General features: G+C 40.0%; 18 protein-coding genes and 1 pseudogene. 7 read left to right on the top strand and 12 right to left on the bottom strand.

What is annotated here, in order from left to right; genetic code table 11:
* Window positions 1–54 precede the first annotated feature (54 nt).
* Window positions 55–1,239: a tetratricopeptide repeat protein gene (locus H6G40_RS17320; RefSeq protein WP_190538046.1), complete on the bottom strand. Its 1,185-nt coding sequence runs from the start codon at window positions 1,237–1,239 to the stop codon at window positions 55–57.
* A gap of 37 nt (window positions 1,240–1,276) precedes the next feature.
* Between H6G40_RS17320 and H6G40_RS17315 the strand changes: the two genes are divergently transcribed.
* The gene (locus H6G40_RS17315) at window positions 1,277–2,452 is read left to right on the top strand and encodes an esterase-like activity of phytase family protein (protein WP_069475740.1); all 1,176 of its coding nucleotides are present in this window, start codon (window positions 1,277–1,279) and stop codon (window positions 2,450–2,452) included.
* 111 nt (window positions 2,453–2,563) lie between these two features.
* On the opposite strand, the gene H6G40_RS17310 is transcribed toward H6G40_RS17315, so the two are convergent.
* From H6G40_RS17310 to H6G40_RS17300, 3 genes are all read right to left on the bottom strand, one after another.
* Window positions 2,564–3,115 carry a LabA-like NYN domain-containing protein gene (locus H6G40_RS17310; protein ID WP_002751943.1) on the bottom strand — a complete coding sequence of 184 codons (552 nt, stop codon included), beginning with the start codon at window positions 3,113–3,115 and terminating at the stop codon, window positions 2,564–2,566.
* A 381-nt stretch (window positions 3,116–3,496) separates the two neighbouring features.
* Window positions 3,497–4,321, bottom strand: coding sequence for a sulfurtransferase (locus tag H6G40_RS17305; RefSeq protein WP_069475739.1), 825 nt, complete (start codon window positions 4,319–4,321; stop codon window positions 3,497–3,499).
* Window positions 4,290–4,733, bottom strand: coding sequence for an ATP-binding protein (locus H6G40_RS17300; protein WP_002777751.1), 444 nt, complete (start codon window positions 4,731–4,733; stop codon window positions 4,290–4,292). Before H6G40_RS17300 ends, H6G40_RS17305 begins: the two co-directional genes overlap by 32 nt.
* A 172-nt stretch (window positions 4,734–4,905) precedes the next feature.
* Between H6G40_RS17300 and H6G40_RS17295 the strand changes: the two genes are divergently transcribed.
* Window positions 4,906–6,042, top strand: coding sequence for a SpoIIE family protein phosphatase (locus H6G40_RS17295; protein ID WP_004162032.1), 1,137 nt, complete (start codon window positions 4,906–4,908; stop codon window positions 6,040–6,042).
* Here H6G40_RS17295 and H6G40_RS17290 read toward each other — a convergent pair whose 3' ends face one another.
* Window positions 6,043–6,366, bottom strand: a complete 324-nt coding sequence (locus H6G40_RS17290) for an STAS domain-containing protein (RefSeq protein WP_069475738.1) — start codon at window positions 6,364–6,366, stop codon at window positions 6,043–6,045.
* Window positions 6,367–6,511: 145 nt separating this feature from the next.
* Between H6G40_RS17290 and crtO the strand changes: the two genes are divergently transcribed.
* On the top strand, window positions 6,512–8,158 hold the full coding sequence (gene crtO, locus H6G40_RS17285) for a beta-carotene ketolase CrtO (RefSeq protein ID WP_002735781.1): 1,647 nt from the start codon (window positions 6,512–6,514) through the stop codon (window positions 8,156–8,158).
* 537 nt (window positions 8,159–8,695) lie between these two features.
* Here the strand turns inward: crtO and H6G40_RS24210 are convergent.
* The 7 genes from H6G40_RS24210 to H6G40_RS17250 all read right to left on the bottom strand — a co-directional run bounded on the left by H6G40_RS24210 (window position 8,696) and on the right by H6G40_RS17250 (window position 12,087).
* A complete protein-coding gene (locus tag H6G40_RS24210) occupies window positions 8,696–8,845 on the bottom strand; it encodes a type II toxin-antitoxin system YoeB family toxin (RefSeq protein ID WP_370445043.1) in 150 nt (49 codons plus the stop codon).
* A 104-nt stretch (window positions 8,846–8,949) separates the two neighbouring features.
* Window positions 8,950–9,201, bottom strand: a complete 252-nt coding sequence (locus H6G40_RS17275) for a type II toxin-antitoxin system Phd/YefM family antitoxin (protein ID WP_069475737.1) — start codon at window positions 9,199–9,201, stop codon at window positions 8,950–8,952.
* Window positions 9,202–9,444: 243 nt separating this feature from the next.
* Complete coding sequence (locus tag H6G40_RS17270; RefSeq protein ID WP_002737731.1) at window positions 9,445–9,654, bottom strand: type II toxin-antitoxin system HicB family antitoxin; 210 nt, start codon at window positions 9,652–9,654, stop codon at window positions 9,445–9,447.
* Window positions 9,651–9,869 (bottom strand): type II toxin-antitoxin system HicA family toxin, encoded by a 219-nt coding sequence (locus H6G40_RS17265; RefSeq protein ID WP_002737958.1) that lies wholly within the window; start codon window positions 9,867–9,869, stop codon window positions 9,651–9,653. The genes H6G40_RS17270 and H6G40_RS17265 overlap by 4 nt, the downstream gene beginning before the upstream one ends.
* Before the next feature lie 60 nt (window positions 9,870–9,929).
* Window positions 9,930–11,450, bottom strand: coding sequence for a tetratricopeptide repeat protein (locus tag H6G40_RS17260; RefSeq protein WP_069475736.1), 1,521 nt, complete (start codon window positions 11,448–11,450; stop codon window positions 9,930–9,932).
* Window positions 11,434–11,601 carry a hypothetical protein gene (locus tag H6G40_RS17255; protein ID WP_002737018.1) on the bottom strand — a complete coding sequence of 56 codons (168 nt, stop codon included), beginning with the start codon at window positions 11,599–11,601 and terminating at the stop codon, window positions 11,434–11,436. Before H6G40_RS17255 ends, H6G40_RS17260 begins: the two co-directional genes overlap by 17 nt.
* Before the next feature lie 126 nt (window positions 11,602–11,727).
* On the bottom strand, window positions 11,728–12,087 hold the full coding sequence (locus H6G40_RS17250) for a hypothetical protein (RefSeq protein WP_069475735.1): 360 nt from the start codon (window positions 12,085–12,087) through the stop codon (window positions 11,728–11,730).
* An 867-nt stretch (window positions 12,088–12,954) separates the two neighbouring features.
* Here H6G40_RS17250 and H6G40_RS17245 point away from each other — a divergent pair.
* The 4 genes and pseudogenes from H6G40_RS17245 to H6G40_RS23420 form a co-directional block, all read left to right on the top strand.
* Window positions 12,955–14,247, top strand: coding sequence for a sugar ABC transporter substrate-binding protein (locus H6G40_RS17245; protein WP_069475734.1), 1,293 nt, complete (start codon window positions 12,955–12,957; stop codon window positions 14,245–14,247).
* A gap of 2 nt (window positions 14,248–14,249) precedes the next feature.
* Window positions 14,250–15,560 carry a mechanosensitive ion channel family protein gene (locus tag H6G40_RS17240; protein WP_002737709.1) on the top strand — a complete coding sequence of 437 codons (1,311 nt, stop codon included), beginning with the start codon at window positions 14,250–14,252 and terminating at the stop codon, window positions 15,558–15,560.
* Between the two features lie 405 nt (window positions 15,561–15,965).
* Window positions 15,966–17,648, top strand: coding sequence for an alpha/beta hydrolase (locus tag H6G40_RS17235; protein ID WP_002777735.1), 1,683 nt, complete (start codon window positions 15,966–15,968; stop codon window positions 17,646–17,648).
* Between the two features lie 526 nt (window positions 17,649–18,174).
* Window positions 18,175–18,331, top strand: a pseudogene (locus tag H6G40_RS23420) (DUF3782 domain-containing protein); the annotation flags it as partial.

Below are 18,331 nucleotides of genomic sequence, written 5' to 3'. Positions count from 1 at the left end.
GCTGACTGATTTTTGGTATTTTTGCAAATGTGAGATGCGATCATGGTTTCAAAACTATTCAGGATTATTTATTGCTTGATTAATTTGAGTGATTTGGGTTTGAAAATATTGTTCACGATAACGGATAGCTTGGGCTAATTCCGCACCTTTTTGGAAAGCGAGTAAAGCTTGGGGATAATTTTTTCTCTCTAGATAAATTTGACCGATTTGATCGTAGGTGTTCATTAAACCGTAGTAATTATAACCCAATTCATGGACTTTAATTAATTCTTGATAGATTTGTAAAGCATAATCCACCTGTTGATAACTTTTATAAAGTTCTGCTAATTTATTTAAAGCTTCTCCTGCGGTGCCGTACTGTTGTAAAGCAAAAGCGAGAGAATAGGCTTCTTGAAAGTTTTGGCTGGCTTTATTTGCATCTTTTAAAGCTTGATAATCCAAACCAATTTGAATTTTTAGATCGGGGATTAACTGTATTTGCTGATTTCTGATCTCGGTTTCAGCTATTTCTTCTTTAATTTTTACTGCGTTAGCTGGTTGCAGAGATTCTCGATAAATTTCTGCTAGTCTTTGCAGATAAATTCCTTGATTTAAAGAATTATTCTGCGCCTTAGAAATAGTTAATAATTCCTCGTAAACTGGGGCGGCTTTTTGATAATCAAAACGGGATAAATGAATTTGACCAAGTTGATTTAAAGTTGCTTCTACTGCCAGATTATCCCCAGATTTTCTGGCATTAGCTAGGATTTTATCATAGACAATTATCGCCTCATTAAAAGCTCGTACCTGTTGATAGGATGTACCTAGTAATGCTAATAATTCCTCGTCCATTGTCCGGTTAGTTTCTGCAGTTTGTTGCACAGTTTTTAAACGAGCAGTAATTAATTTAACATCCTCGGTTCGATCTCGATTCCAAGCTGCTAACCCCACTTTTCCCAAAGATTTTACTTCTTCTTTGGCTCCTAAATAACGATTTAATTTAATCACTTCATACCAGATAGGAAAAGCTTCCTCATTTAATCCCGCATCGTATTTAGCTTGAGCTTCAGCATCCCGTTGATCGATGTATAATAACAGTTGACGATGCTCCAAGGGAGTTAAAGGGCGATCGATTGCGGGTAATAAAGGACTTTTTAGGGGAGTTTCGAGGGGATTGGGTGCAGGGGTTTCTGTTTGTGCTAGGAGAGGAAGGGAAGTACCGATCAAACAGAGCCATAAACTGAGAGAAAAACGTAGCATAATAGATTGATAGGAGCGTAGTAGAGGATGATATTTTGTGATCGATCGATTCTATAAGAGACTGACTGCCGAAAATTGCCGTTTGCCAATTTTGGGTTTAATTGCTAGTTTAATTGTAACCTTTAGTCTGGGGGCTTGTGGTGTCTCCCCACAAGTTTTGGCAGAACAACGAATGTTTCTACCCCTCTCGATCGAGTTTTTGGGAGAATATCAATTACCACAAGCGGATTATCAGGGGACAAGGGTGGGGGGATTATCGGCAATTAGCTATGATCGCACCAATAACCGCTTTTATCTCCTCAGTGATGATCGTTCTCAGAAAGCTCCAGCCCGCTTTTATCGGGCTAGTTTGCAGATAAATGATGAAAAAATCGAAAAAGTGAATTTAGAGGCAGTCACGTTCCTAAAAGATGGCAAGGGAGAAACGTTTAAAAAGGGATCGATCGACCCGGAAGGTATCGCTTTTTCGCCCCGACAAACTTTGTTTATTTCCAGTGAAGGTGCGGTTAAAGAGGGAATTGCTCCTTTTATTGCTGAATTTGATTTGCAGGGACAATTAAAGGAGTCTTTATTAATTCCTAATCGCTTTTTACCGGATGATACCAATCAAAAAGGAATACAGGATAATTTAGGGTTTGAATCCTTAACTTTAGGGATTACCAGCACCCTCAAAGACGATCCTTTTCGTTTGTTTACTGCCACAGAAAACGCTTTAATTCAAGATAGTCCCACGGGAAAAAGAGCAGAAAATCTCAGAGTGCGACTTCTTCATTATGTGATTGATCCGATTGGTGCGCCTGTGTTAGTATCGGAACAGTTGTATGTCTTAGATGAGCCTCCCAGTAGTGCGAGATACTACGGTTTAACGGAATTATTAGCTTTAGAAAAAGAGGGTTATTTTCTTAGTTTAGAGCGAACTTTTGGTTTAGAAGGTTTTGGAGCGAAACTATTTCAGGTAGTTAATGGGAGTGCCACTGATACCTCGAAAATCGCCAGAATACCGGGGGAATTAGAAGCTTTACAGGTGCAACCCTTGCGGAAAAAATTATTACTAGATTTAGGGACTTTGGGGATTGATTTAGATAATTTGGAAGCAATGACCCCCGGTCCAAGATTAGCTGATGGTAGTCGCTCTTTGATTTTAGTCAGTGATGATAATTTTAATCCGAATCAGGTCAATCAGTTTTTACTCTTTCGACTCAAGGAAAAATAAACAAGAGATGGTTAATTGCCTCACCTATCCCCTTCTGGGAGAAGGTTTGGGGTGAGGACTACCAATAAAGAAAAAGGGGATAAATAGTCGGTTTAAAGACAAAACTGCCGATTAATAATCACTTTTTTCGATATCTTTGCGAATATCATTCAGGTCAATATAGCGATCGGTAGCGTTGCGTAATTCCCTAGCGATCATCCCTTCCGTAGAAACTACGGTAATATGAGTATTTTTAGAGCGCAATAGTTCGATCGCTCGTTCAAAATCGCCATCACCGCTAAATAAAATCACTCGATCGTATTGATCGACGGTATTAAACATATCGACGACAATTTCGATGTCTAAATTAGCTTTCTGGGAAAAACGACCGGAACTATCATCATAATATTCTTTCAAAATTTTTGTTCTCACCGTATAACCCAAACTAATTAAAGCATCGCGAAAACCTCTTTGATCTTGGGAATCTTTTAAACCCGTGTACCAAAAGGCATTAATTAACATAATATTCGGGTCGTTGGTGAAGTAATTTAACACCTTGCGCGGGTCAAAAAACCAACCATTTTTTTGTTGAGCATAAAACATATTATTGCCATCCACAAAAATCGAAAGGCGATCTTTCGGACGGGTGCCACCATTACAATGACAAAGACCGGCTTCTGTCATACAAAATACATACCTAATTTTTTATAGAGTTTAACTATAAAATTACTAAAAAGTAATTTTACGGGGGAAAATGACTATTCTTTGAGGAATAGCGGTGATTTGAGAGCAAAAAGATAGCAACTAAAATAAAAATTAGCTTTTTTGTCTAAGTAGGGAGGCACAATTATTTGTAGGATGGGTTAGCGGTAGCGTAACATAATCGGGCGTTGGGTTTCATGCTTCAACCCAACCTACGTTCATCTTATATTTAATTCCACCCACCCACTTAGGAGACAAATTAGATAATAGTTTCGGAATAATTAAAAGTGATAATAGGGGGATTGTACAGTAATTAGGTCATTTTGATAATCTTTCTCGATAGATGAGCATCAACAAGGCTGGTTAGATCAGGTAGGAACACCAATCACTCCAACCTCCAGAATATAGCTTAACATTCTCGTATCCGGCTAGGGTCAGGGAAAAGATATTAACACAGGCTGTCACTCCTGAACCACAGTAGAGGATAATTTCTCGATCGCCTTGCCGCTCTTGCCAACGTTGTGTTTGCAGGTCCTGGGGTTGGGAAAAACCCTGACTATCGGTGACTTCCAACCAGGGATAATTAAGCGCCCCCTCGATGTGGCCCGCGATCGGATCGATCGGTTCCCTTTCACCCCGATAGCGATCGCTTTCCCTGGCATCAATTAACACCACTCCCCCTTGCTCTTTTTGCCTTTTTACCTCCTCGATCGTCACTACCCAATCCTGTTGAACTTGGGGGAGAAAAGAGCCGGTTTTCGGCACAGGTATCTGATTAGAGACGGGATAACCGGCATTTAACCAATTTTGCCAACCACCATCGAGAATGCTGACTCGTTCATGGCCGAGATAACGTAATAACCACCAGAGACGACTGGCAAAGGCAAAACGGGAGGAATCGTAGGCGATAACATGGGTTTGACCAGAAATCACCCCTAAAGAGCTTAATTTAGCGGCTATCGTCTGCGGATTCGGTAAAGGATGACGGCCGCCATGACGGGCAATGGGAGCCGATAAATCGCGATCGAGGTGTAAATAGAAGGAATTTTCAATATGATTGGCCAAATACTCTTGATAACCGAGATCGGGATCGTTTAATTGAAAACGACAGTCAATAACCATCAGATCGGGGCGATCGAGATTAGTTAGTAACCAACTAGGAGAAACGAGGGGTGCGATCGGATTCATGGCGGGAAAATTGTTTAATAATTAACAGACAGTTGCGCTGATCTTCGCTGCGAGTATAACTGAGTTGATCGGCGATTTTTTGGAGGATCGGCAGTCCTTGCCCATGACCAGAGAAACTATAGTCATGATAGGCGTTTTTCTCGATAAAGTCCTCTAAATCGAAGACGGAACCCCGATCCCAGATGCGAATTTCCATCTGGTGAGGGGTAATCTCAATCTCGATCTCGATCGGGATTTCGGGGGGGAGGTGTCGGTGAGCGTGACGGACTGCATTGGTAAAACCTTCGGCAAGAGCAAGCTGACACTGGAGCCAGTCTTTTTGGGGAATGCCCGTCGGTTCAAGTTGCTGAAAATATTTTAAAACGGTATCTAAGGACCTGAGATCGCTATCTACCTGAAAAGAAATCTTCACCCCCGGCTTACCTCTGCAATGCCTTACGCTAGAAGTTATACCATTTTTCCCCAACTATGAATGATGTGTTAGCTCGATTCTGGATTTAATCTTCTCTTGAGGGACAAGCAAAGTCATCCGTCAGGGAGTCCGAGGTAAGCAGTAAGATTGAGATAGTCGAGTTACAAAAAAGATGGTACGAATTCTAGTAATTGATGATGATGGAGTAATTCAAACGTTCCTGAGACGAGCTTTGCAGAAGGAATACGAGGTTTTTGTTGCCAGTGATGGGGAAGAAGGATTAAAGCAAGCGGGGCAACTAAAACCGGCGATGATTATTTGTGATTGGATGATGCCGGGGATCGATGGGTTGGAAGTTTGCCGGCAAATTAAGCTTAATCCCCAACTGTCAACGACTTTTTTTATCCTCTTAACTTCTTTGGGATCGGTGGAGGATCGGGTGAAGGGATTGGATGCGGGGGCCGATGATTTTTTGTGTAAACCGATCGAAATTAATGAGTTAAAAGCGCGTGTGCGAGCGGGAATGCGTTTGCATCAATTAAGTCATGATCTGCAAGCACAAAAACAATTACTAGAAATCGAGTTAGCCGAGGCGGCGGACTATGTGCGATCGCTGTTGCCAGAACCTTTTATTTCTCCAAAACTTGCTATCGATTTTCGCTTCCTTCCTTCTCGTCAATTGGGGGGCGATGGCTTTGATTATTATTGGTTAGATAATGACCATTTGGTCTTATATCTTTTAGATGTGGCGGGCCATGGTTTACGAGCGGCTTTACCTTCCCTTTCCGTAATTAATTTACTCCGTTCCCGTGGTTTAAGTCAGGTGAATTACTATGAACCTAATCAGGTTTTACAAGGGTTAAATCAAGTTTATCAAATCAGTCCTAAGAATGATAAATATTTTACTATTTGGTACGGAATTTATGATCGGAAACAACAACAGTTAACCTATGCCAGCGCCGGTCATCCCCCAGCAGTTCTCCTGACTCAAAAACCTTTTGGCCAGATGATTGAAACCAGACTGAAAGCCCCCGGTTTTCCCATCGGGATGTTTCTAGAAGCAGAATATATTAATCAGGTTCAATCCCTGAATTTACCCAGTAGTCTTTATCTTTTTAGCGATGGAATTTACGAGATCGATTGTGCTGATGGTAGGATGTGGGGACTAGAAAACTTTATTCAATCTTTACGAAATTATCACTGTAATTCGGCTAAAAATCTCGATAATTTTATTGGAGAAATTCAAGCTTTACAATTTGATGGCAATTTTAAGGATGATCTTTCGATTATGCAGGTGGATTTTCGCTGATTAACTTCCTAAAATTTTTTGTTCTAATTCTTCTCGGTTATTGAAAATTTCAAAAACTCGATCCATATCAGTCAATTCAAATAACATTTTGATCTGATCATTAATCGAGCAGATCAATAGTTCACCCCCCGCAGAACGCACGGTTTTTAAGGATAAAACTAGCGCCCCTAAACCAGAACTATCCATAAAGGTGACATCCTTAAAGTCAACGATAATAACCTCGGAACCTCCCTGCACGGCTTCGGCAATTTCTTGGCGAAATTCGCTGGCTTGGTTGCCATCTAAAATACCGGATGGTTGAATAACTTTGATGGAAGAACTCATAAAAAAAAGGAAAAATTAAATGTTTTCTACCTGCTCACTGATAACTGCTCGCTGAAATCTGCTGATAGCAGCCAATCTTTAACTATTTTTAACATATTAGGGTCAAGAAAAGCGCAAAATTAAAAATAGGAATTTTTGAAACTGTATGGAAAGTTACGATGTCATCCTCATCGGTGCGGGGCATAATGGTTTAGTTTGTGCCGCCTATCTCCTCAAAGCTGGTTATCGCGTCCTCCTTCTCGAACAGCGTAGCGTACCAGGAGGAGCGGCTACCACAGAAGCGGTTATCCCGGATCTGGCCCCCGATTTTAAGTTTAATCTCTGTGCGATCGATCACGAATTTATTTTTTTGGGGCCGGTAATTGAGGAATTAGAGCTAAAACGCCACGGATTAGAGTATTTATTCTTCGATCCTACCGTTTTTTGTCCCCATCCTTCTGGCCAATATTTTCTTTCCTATCGCTCTCTGGAAAAAACTCACGCCGCAATTGCCCAGTTTTGTCCGCGAGATGCCGATCGCTACCTTCAGTTTATCGACTATTGGGGACAGTTGATGAATGCGATCGGGCCTTGGTTTAACGCTCCACCTCAAGATTTGCTCAGAATCGCCCGCAATTATAACTCTAGTGCCTTAGCTAGTGTCTGGAAAGCGATCGGCTCGAAAAAGAAACTGCTCGACTTCATCCGCACGATGATTACTTCCCCCGAAGATGTCCTTAATGAGTGGTTTGAGAGCGAATTTGTCAAAGCACCCCTGGCTCGTCTAGCGGCAGAAATTGGCGCTCCTCCCTCCCAAAAAGGTATTACCTCCGGGATGATGATGATGGCGATGCGTCACTCCCCCGGGGTGGCTCGCCCTCGTGGTGGTACAGGCGCACTAACTGAGGCTCTGGTGAAATGTGTTGTCAGTCTCGGTGGGGTGATTTTAACCGAGCAGAAAGTTAAACAGATTCTAATCGAGGAAGGACAAGCGATCGGGGTTAGGGTGGACTCTGGAGGTGAATATCTGGCAAAAGCGGGTGTTATCTCTAATATTGACGCTAGACGAGTTTTTTTACAGTTAGTCGCTCCCGCCGATGTGGATGCCGCCGATCCAGAATTGCGAGAAAGGGTAGAACGGCGAATTGTCAATAACAATGAAACAATTCTTAAAATTGATTGCGCCCTCGCGGAAGCGCCAAGGTTCGAGGCTTACGATCACAAGGAGGAGTATTTACAGGGAACGATTCTCATCGCCGATTCCGTGCGTCACGTTGAACAAGCCCACGCTTTAACGATTTTGGGGCAGATTCCCGACGAAAATCCCTCGATGTACCTAGATGTACCCACTATTCTCGATCCGTCTATGGCTCCCCAGGGCAAGCATACCCTCTGGATCGAATTTTTTGCCCCCTATCAGATTGCCGGGGCCGAGGGAACGGGATTAAACGGCACGGGATGGACGGAAGAATTAAAAAATCGCGTGGCCGATCGAGTTCTTGATAAACTGGCCGATTATGCTCCCAATCTCAAATCTTCGATCATTGCCCGTCGGGTGGAAAGTCCGGCCGAATTAGCTAATCGTTTGGGTTCCTATAAAGGTAATTACTATCATCTTGATATGACCTTAGATCAGATGATTTTCCTGCGTCCTTTACCGGAAATAGCTAACTATAAAACCCCCATTAAAAACCTTTATTTAACTGGGGCAGGAACTCACCCCGGCGGCTCAATTTCGGGAATGCCGGGGCGCAATTGCGCTCAGGTTTTTCTGCGGGATCAAAGCACTTTTCTGCAAAGATTATTTAACTAGGGTTGGCTGAATAAATGTGAAATAAGTAGGTAGGCGTTAAAAGTTATCAGATGCCCCTCTTATTAAGGGGGGATTAAGGAGGGATCCCCCCGCCTATCGGCACCCCCCTTATCAAGGGGGCAGGGGGGATCGAACCTAAAATCCATTTTTAATTTAATTATAACCAGCTACTTATGTACAAGGTAAGGGGTTTAGTGGCTTGTTTCACAAAACAGATACAAGATTTTAAAGCTAGTGTCTCAAAAACCTTGCATCTTGATCAGCGATCGCCCTTACTTTTTCAGCAAACTCTAATTATTTTTTACTATTTGAGTATCGGGGTGATTTTCCCTTAATTCCAAAATGTAATAAGACAGTTGAATAAAAATACTATAGTGATAATTCATGGGTTGTCTCCTTGATTTAATTTGCCTAGTTCCTGAAGTGCATTTCTTCCGTCTTTTTCCTGGTAGCGATCAGCATCACTACTATTTTTGCCTAACAGGATCAAGCTATATTATAAACGGGGATGAATTCAGTGGTTATGACCGCTATTACCTAATCTCCATAGTGTGTTTTGGTACGAATAATCAGAATAGTTTTATCGTCTTCATAAATTTCATAAAGCAGACGATCTTTTCGATTTAGGCGATAGGAATACAAGCCTTCTAAATCGCCTTTTAAGGATTTGCCAATATAGGGATTAATTGCAATTATGTTAGTTAAAATTTATTGAAGTTTGACTTTTTGTTTTTGGGTGAGTTCGTCGGTATCTTTTCGCGCTTGTTTAGAAAAGACAATTGTGTAGGTTGTCATCCAAATACTTGTTCCATTGTTAGGGTTTCTCCTGCGGCATATTCTCGTCGCGCTGATGCAATATGTTGTAATAGTTTGGAATCTTGCATGAGTTCGGAGGTTTCAGCTAAGGATTCCCATTCTTCTTGAGTGACGAGAATATAACTGCGATTTTCACGAACGATCACTACTCCATCGGGTTCTTTTTCAGTGTGATCGCAGAGTTCTTCTAGGTTGGCTTTGGCGTAATCAACGGTGACTTGATACATAAATCGCTTACGGTTTGTGGGGATTACTCTCATAATAAAGCAAAAATTGCTTCTTGGCTGACGTTTTCATTATTTATTTTGGGCTTTTTGGTTCTGATCGAGAAGAAGGCGATATGACAACTTTAGTAATGATCTAAGCCGTAACTTGCATAATGTTTATTTTGGCTTTTCCGAGATCATGGTATAAAATGTTCTATGAACGGTTAAATACTAGGAGATATTACTGAACTGAGAATATTTGGGCTATGCGGAAATAGCCCGGAGAGGTGGGAGAGATTTGCCTCGTGCAGTGTAGTCTTCGATAAGGAGATCTAGAACTTCAAGGGCATTTTGTAGGGCTGCATGGTAGGTTTCACCATGGGTATGAGCATAGGGGCCAAATTCAGGGAGGTGGGCGATAAATTTGTTGTCTTCTTCTGACCATTGAATAAAAATACTATAGTAATAATTCATGGGTTGTCTCCTTGATTTAAGTTTGCTAGTTCCTGAAGTGCATTTCTTACGTCTTTTTCCTGGTAGCGATCAGCATCACTACTATCTTTGCCTGACAGGGTCAAGCTATATTCTAAACGGGGATGGCTCCAAACGGTATGACTACCTTTGCCGGGGCGATAGGTAAACCCTGCTTTCAGAAGTATAGACTTGAGTTCTCGTATTTTTTTAGGCATTTGCTATCTGCTGGAGTAATTTTATTGCAGTTTGAGCATTATTAAGGTATTACAAAGAATCTAGGAATGACGGAGTGATTGGATATATTCCACCATTTCGGGGGGAAAGCGTTGGCTTAATTCCTCGTCGGGAAGTTGAGAAAGCATCAGATTATAATTATTTTTTACTGTTTGCGTGTTAGGGTGATTTTCGCCTAGTGTGGCTATCAAAATAGCAATCGCTCTTTGATAGAGAGGTTCTGCTTCTGTGTATTTCCCTTGAGACTGATAAAGATCCGCCAGATTGTTGAGACTGTTGGCCACATGAGGATGCTCTGCTCCTAATTGCTTTTCCCGAATCGCCAGTGCTCGCAAATAGAGGGGTTCTGCTTCTGCATATTTCCCTTGATTGTGATAAAGATTCGCCAGATTGTTGAGACTGTTGGCAACATCAGAATGCTCTTCTCCTAATTGCTTTTCCCAAATTGCCAGCGAGCGCAAAAAGAGAGGTTCTGCTTCTGCGTATTTCCCTTGATCATAATAAAGACCAGCCAGATTGTTGAGACTGTTGGCCACATCAGGATGCTCTTCTCCTAATTGCTTTTCTGTAATCGCCAGCGCTCGCAAAAAGAGAGGTTCTGCTTTTGCGTATTTCCCTTGAAAATCATAAAGTAACGCCAAATTGTTGAGACTGGTCGCCACTTCAGGATGGTCGGAGCCTAATTGCTTTTCCGTAATCCCCAGCGAGTGCAAAAAGAGAGGTTCTGCTTTTGCGTATTTCCCTTGAGCGCAATAAAGATTCGCCAGATTGTTGAGACTGGTCGCCACAGCAGGATGCTCTTTTCCTAATAGCTTTTCCCGAATCGCCAGCGAGCGTAAAAAGAGAGGTTCTGCTTCTGTGTATCTCCCTTGATCTTGATAAAGACTCGCCAGATTGTTGAGATTAGAAGCAACACTAGGATTATTGCAACCAAATAACTCTTCATGGATTTTTAATCCTTGTAAAAATAGAGATTCTGCTTGAGCAAAATCGCCTTGATATTGATAAGAAATACCTAAATTGCTCGAAGCATTTGCTTCTGATGTTTTATCACCAATTTGCTGGGCAATTTCTAATTGTTTTTGAAAATATTCAATTGCTTGCTGATATTTTCCTAAGGATTGATAAGTAATCCCCAGATTTCCGAAAGCATTTGCTAGGGCAAGAATATCGTCGATCTCCTGAGCAATTGCTAATTGTTCTTGAAGATGTGAAATTGCTTCTTGATACTGCCCTAAAGACTGATAAGCCGCTCCCAAATTACCTAAAGTATTCGCCAGCGAATACCGATCATTAGTTTCTCTAATAATTACTAATTGTTGCTGAAGATATTGTACTGCTTCTCTATATTGACCCCAAGATTGATAAATCATTGCTAACCGGCCAAGAGCAAAAACCTCAGATTGTTTATCACCAATATCCTGAGCTTTTTTTAAGAGCTTTTGATAGATTTTAGGATTATGTTTTTTGGGCGTAATCTGATCAAAGTTCTCAAGATTTAACTCTGTTTCATAATTACTAGCCTGAGCGGAATTAGTTTGATTTTTATGAATCTGAATCATCATTAGCCTCCAATAAATTTAAAAATTGCTCAAATTCTGATTCTGCGGATTGAATTGCCTGAATCCATTCTGATAATTCTTTAACTGTTATATTAACTTTACCCTCCTGTTGACGAGCATTTCCCTTAAGTTTGTAGAAAATTGCTTTCAATTTACATAGACTTTCAATGCCGTAATCAAGATTAGAAAGAGAAGTCGAAATAGACTTGGAACTCTCACTCGTTGTATCTAAGTTAGCAGGGTTTTGTTTAACCTGCTCCCCTACAGGCGGCTGTAGTCAAAAATTATTAATTTGTTTATCAATATTAATATCCCGATTAGCAAAGTTAAGAATTTTTTCTAAGTCAGTAAACTGATTAATAACGTAAGGATTAGATTGATTGTCCTTAACCACTTGTTCTGCAACTTTTTGTATTTCTGGATCTTCCAGTAAAGTCGCCATTACCTCAATCGTTTCAGGTAACAAAGCAGGATTTTGATTAGCCGATTGCAACTTTTTTAAAGTATCAGGAGACTTCGCTCCGATTAAATTTGTCAGTTTTTCAAGCGCACCATCTAAGACAAGCTCCCCCACACGAGCCAACGCTCCCCCTAAAATAATCGTGACTCCTGTAGCCAATAGCGTTAAAGGTTCCATGGTACGACTCCTTGCGGTTCTTCCGTACTTAGTGTACTAAGATATTGAAATATACTGCCTCTTATTTTAACTCATCATAGCAATTAAATCACAGTAGTGGCAAAGCATTTAGGCATAACTTATCGCTGAAACGCTAGATTTCCCATGGACAGAGAAAATTATTAGATAGAGGGCTATCGACGAGATGAAGAGGGCGAGGGCGCAAGCCTTGCGCTCCTACAGGACAGGGTTCATGTATTCATCCTCTAATAACATTTCAATCACCTCTTTCTAAGGTTTCTCCTTAGCAATGCGCTCCCACCAATCTAAGTACCTAAGCAAAATTAATTACACATATCTAACCACCTCTTGCCTCTTGCCTATCTTCACTAGGAAATTAATTTTGCACGACTACTTAGAAACATAAATAACATAGAAATTAGTCTCTATATCTCTTTCGATAATTGCTGTAAATAGTTTCATAAAGTACCTCGCTTTTTAGAGTATAATCACACAGTAAAAATTGCTTCGGTGGGTTCTTGGTTGATACAGTTTAATGCAGGTATCACTCTCTCGTCATGACATAATTATTAATAACAGAGATCTCACTCATACCAAGCATAGTTTCCCTAAGCTGTTACCCATTTAAACTGAGTATTATAGTGTTAGAAAATAAACTATAAAACTCGACTTTCCCTACTCTCATCTGGTCTTAACAGATAATTTAGATAGGTCAGCAGTTTAACTCGCACAAATTTTTAACTGGGATTGTTGCTATACTGGTGGCTATGGAGAAAAGATCATGTTAATTATTCTTCTGATGAAGATTATTAGTCACCTTTTCATGTACTATGGGTCTATGGCAATATTTTTGAAGGATCACGATCGATGCAATCCCTAAGGCTCAGAGTTAAAACTGCTTGGAGAAGCAAAAAAGCAAGGACGATTATATCGTTCCTATTGCTTTTTATCTTAATGCCAATTTTTCTTTATGCTTGTTTTAGTGATCTTCCCAACCAATCATCGGAGCAACGGCAAGGACCCCTTTTGGTTTGGTATCCAGAAGAGGGCAATTTAACTAAACTAGTAGGTCTCGGTTTCCAAGAGTTTGAAAAATTAAATCCGCAGGTGACAATTCTTGAACAAGCTATTCCTATCGATGAGATACCCGAACGTTTTTTTAAACAATCTCAAAGCGGATTGGGTGCGAGTGTTATTCTAATTTTTTCGAGAAATATACCCAGATTAGTATCTGAAGGAGTACTGGGGGAAATTGACCGAAAAAATCTAGATTTATCTATCTATAATCCCCCAACCCTGAAACAAGTTAGCTATCAAGGAAAAATCTATGGCATTCCCTTAGGTTCTCGTACTCGTGTACTGTGTTACAATCAAAAAAAATTACAAGTTAGTACCGATCCGCTGCTGAAGCAACCTCCCACCAGTTTAGAGGGATTAGTAGAACGTGCGCGCAAAGGTTATTCTGTGGGGATAGTTTCCTCTTTTGAAGATACTTTTTGGGGAATGGCAATTTTTGGCAGCTATTTGTGGGATGATCAGGGTAGGCTGCAACCTCGCTTGGATGGTTGGGCAAAATGGCTAGAATGGCTAAAATTTGCCTCGTCACAGCCTAATTTTATCCTCAATCGTCAACGGGGATTGCTTCATGAGGCCTTTGCTAGAGGCCGCTTAACCTATTATGTGTGTAATTCTATTGAAATTGCCGATTTAAAAAACAGCCTCCAAGATGATCTCAGAGTCGCTTTACTTCCCCAAGACACTCAAGGTAAAGCAGCGCCAATTCTCTATACACGGGTGATGGTATTTAATCGTAATAATAGTGATAATGAAAATAGGTTGGGATTAGCTTTAGGAAAATTTCTCACTAATCCCGAACAACAATTGCAAGCAATTATCCAAACAGAAAGTTTTATTCCCACTAATCGACGGGTGCAGATCGAAGGAAATTTACTACCGATCGAATCAGTATTATTACAACAATCTCACAATGCCGTGGCAGTTCCTCTGGATGATTGGGAAAAGTTGAATAAAATTTTAGAAGAGGGAGAATTTTGGTATGAAAGAGCGATCGCTGGTGAAATATCTTCCTCAACAGCAGCCCACGAACTGACACTTTATATTCAATCAGGTCTTGATCAGGAAGTCAAGAAAATGAATTAATTATGAACAACAATATCCCCTCTCTTTCGGAAATAATTGCTAACCAATTATTATTTTTAGGACGCAGAAATGTTCAAAATCAATTAATGATTATTTTTCTCTGTTTAATTCTTGCTTGGTTATTGTCAAAATGGTTATGGTCTTACTTAGAAAAAAGATTTCCTCACGTCACCACTTTTATCCATAGTGATAAAAAATTAACCATCCGTCAATATTTTGCTATTCTGATAGAGTTTCTTAATTTTCCAGTTATTAGTATAATTTTACTGAATTTAAATTATCTAATTTTTTTCAGTCAAAATTGGACAAGAGGAATGATTAGTTTATCTATAAAACTCCTGTGGTTTTATTTAGTTTATCGTGGTTTATTAGCTGGACTATACGCCAAGTTTTCCGTCAATAAAATTAAATATTATCATTTCCGGCTTTTAGCACCTTTATTGGTGTTATTTCTCCTGAGAATCATGATTGGTTTCTACAATAATATTCAGGAAATCGCCAAAGTATCTCCTTTCAATTTATTCAATAGTCCGATCACATTGGGAAGCATATTTATTTTGATAATAGCTCCCTATTTTCTAGTAATTGTTGTTGATCTTATAGAGACTATAATTTTGAGTATTGCTCATTTAAATCAGCAAGCTAGTCGCGGTGAAATTGAAGCAACTTTACTGTTAGGACGTTATTTTTTTATTGTCTTAGGTTTTATCATCATCTTGGGTTATGTGGGAGTTAATGCAACGGCAATAGCGGCAATTACTGGTGGTTTATCGGTGGGTATTGGTTTCGGTATGCAGCAAGTGGTCAGTAATTTTATTAGCGGTATTTTACTATTATTTGAAAAAGTTCTCAAACCCGGTGATATCATTAATATTGAAGGGCAAACTTCTCAGGTAAAAAAGCTAGGTATTCGAGCGACAACAGTGCAAATCCTCACAGACAATTCCGAAAAAATTATTCCCAATCAAAAGTTTTTTACTGAGGATGTCACCACCTATACGGGTAGTGATAACTTGATTTATTGTTCAATTGTTATCGGAGTTGGTTATAATTCCAACGCACCACAGGTGATGAATTTATTGCTAGACATTGCTGATCAACATCCTAACATACTTAAAAACCCGCAACCAGTAGCCTTTTTTATTAATTTTGGTGATTCTAGGTTAAACTTTGAATTAAAGTTCTGGTTGGATGATGTTAACAGGAAAAAGCGAGTAATTAGTGATGTTAATTGTGTTATTCTTGATAGGTTTACTCAACAGGATATCGAGATTCCCTTTCCGAAGCAAGATATTCATATTCGCAATAATTAGCAATTTAAGTAGTCGTGCAAAATTAATTTATTGGTTAAAAAGCTTTATCAAAATGTCTAGTTAATTTTGCTTAGGTACTTATCTTGGTCAAAAACCTTATCTGATTATTTTCATCTCCAAATATATCACTTTCACTTATTAAATTTATGTATTTATCGTTTTTTTGTTAATAACCAGTGTCTTGACAAAAAAACAATTTTAATATAAAATCCACACTAGGTAATATGTTCAGGAAATAGCTCGTAATTTAGAATCGAAATCGCTCAGATTAATCTATCGAGGTTTTGCTCATGCTTTTTGGTTATACTTTGCTTGGCACTTTATCGATTTTTGTTGAACTTAGACATCAATCGCCGTGCGACTTTTTTCCTTTAATTGCTGTCATCTACCCTAACTAAAAATTCCATGATTATCACCAGTTTACAAAATCGTTTTCCCAGAAATAATCCCACCCGTCGGCTGCGAGCTTTTCTACTAGGCCTTTTCGCCGCCACTATGACCGCTTTACCCCTAAAAGCCGCCGAAGAAGTTGAATTTGTCTATACTCCCCTCGTCTTTTCTGTATCGGTAGCATCCCTAGAAACCTTTGCTAAAGAAGGCAAAATTGATGCTAATTTAAAACAATTTCTAGCCAGAGTAACTCCCGAAGCAAGAGAGCAGTTTCGTGAAGCTTTATTAACAAAAATTGACATTAATCCTGTTTTACTATCTCGTTTTTTTAATAGTGTGATGGGTGCTGATATGCTCTCTCGTTTGGGCAAAGGCATCACCATTGAAGGGGGAATTAATGGTAAATATGCCCTGCGGGGTGCGATTGTTAGTGCCGCTTTTGAGCCGGGGGGATTAACCCTTTTAAATGTGCTGAAAAAATTCCCCAATAATATCCAGTTACAGGGGGAAGAAATCCTCGGATTAGCTAAAACCATCGATTATGCAGTTTATGTGGCGGAAATATTTATTAAAGATATGCGCCTCTGGACAGCCGAGGAAGCCGCTGCCGTTAAACCACCGATTAATTATACCAGTTTACCCGATCTGCGTCAGCGCGGTAGCTTTCAGGTAAAAAAAGAAGTTTGGAACCTAACCGATAGCAGTCGCAATCGCAGTTTATATGTCAATGTTTATATCCCGCAAACTTTCCGAGAAGGTAAAACACCTGTAATTATTTTTTCCCACGGATTAGCCTCGCGACCAGAAGATTATGCTCAAGCAATTGAACATCTAGCTTCCTACGGATTTTTAGTAGCGGCACCGCAACACCCCGGCAGTGATACCCAATACCTACAAGGAATGTTAGGGGGGTATTATCGCAATATTTTTGATGGCAATGAGTTTATTAATCGACCCAAAGATATTAGCTTTGTAATCGATGAATTAGCAAGACGTAATCCTAGTCAATTTCAAGGTCAACTTGACCTCACTAATGTGGGAGTAGCGGGTCATTCCTTTGGAGGTTATACATCTCTAGCTGTTGCTGGCGCACAAATTGATTTTGATAATCTCGCCCAAGATTGTAATCTTCCTTACTCCGGTATTAATATCGCCATTGTACTGGAATGTCGCGCCCTGGAATTGCCTAGACAGGTCTATAATTTTCGTGATGAACGAGTCGCGGCTGTCTTTGCAGCTAATCCCGTTAACCGCAGTATTTTTGGAGAAAAAGGTTTAAGTAAAATCTCGATTCCTGTCCTCTTGGGTTCCGGAAGTTATGACCCAGCAGCTAATCCGATTTTTGAACAGGCCATTCCTTTTACTTGGTTAAAAACGCCAGATAAATATCTGGCCATGGTGGAGGGACAAGCTCATGTAAATTTTACGGAATTGGATGCAGGAATGCAAAAAACCCTAGAGTCTGTGGTCGATATCACTTTACCCAATCAAAATTTAATCGAGGATTATGCGGGGGCTTTATTGGTCTCTTTTTTTGAAGTTTATATTGCTGATAATGACAAGTTTCGTCCTTTTCTTCTGTCTAGTTACGCAGAATATCTCAGTCAGGGACAAAAGTTTAAATTAGACTTTATTACTGCCGCTTCTGACGAGAAATTATCTCAATTGATTGAGAAATTGCGAGTACATAGGCAATAGGCACTCTTGCAATAGTAAAACGGAGGGTGCGTTTTTTGGATGCTACTCGTCTTTTATCTTTTGTAGCAGCTTTTTTTGCTTAATCCCATAGGTAGCAACTTAGGTTATCTAAAAGAACACCTATTCGATTACCCTGCCCATCGGTGATACACCTTTCCTTTAATTTCATTTGAGAACAACTGCCTTAGTTAATTTTCGTTCTAATTATAACTCAGGTGTTAACGCCTAACCATGTTGATCTATCCTTCTGGAAAAAAACCTTCAAGCTTTGGGAACTCTCACTCGTTCTAATTTCCTCGAAACTATTCCCAACTTAGCGCCTTTAATCCTTCATTTTGGGGGGGAGGTCGCTTTAAGAGAAGTGTATCAGGGAATTAGGGATGTTAGTCAGTGGTGGCGGTGATTCTTGTTCTATGAATTAGCCTCCACCTTACCCAATTGAATCAGCAGTCTGCTCCCCAGTGCCTTCAGCAAGCGCAGAAATCCAATAAAATAGTAAATAGGTGACATCAGGAAAAAATTATCTATGGCAACTACATCCGAAGACGTATGGCAAATCTTAGCCGAATTAGCCACTGCTCAAGCCGAATTAGCCACTGCTCAAGCCGAATTAACTGCTGCTCAAAAAGAAACTGACAAACAACTGAAGGAGACTGACCTAATATTGAAGGAAGTTAGTCAAC

It is taken from the genome of Microcystis viridis FACHB-1342, from assembly GCF_014698335.1.
Taxonomy (GTDB): domain Bacteria; phylum Cyanobacteriota; class Cyanobacteriia; order Cyanobacteriales; family Microcystaceae; genus Microcystis; species Microcystis ichthyoblabe_A.
Note: the sequence above shows the minus strand (reverse complement) of the source record. Positions and strands in the feature narration are given on the sequence as shown.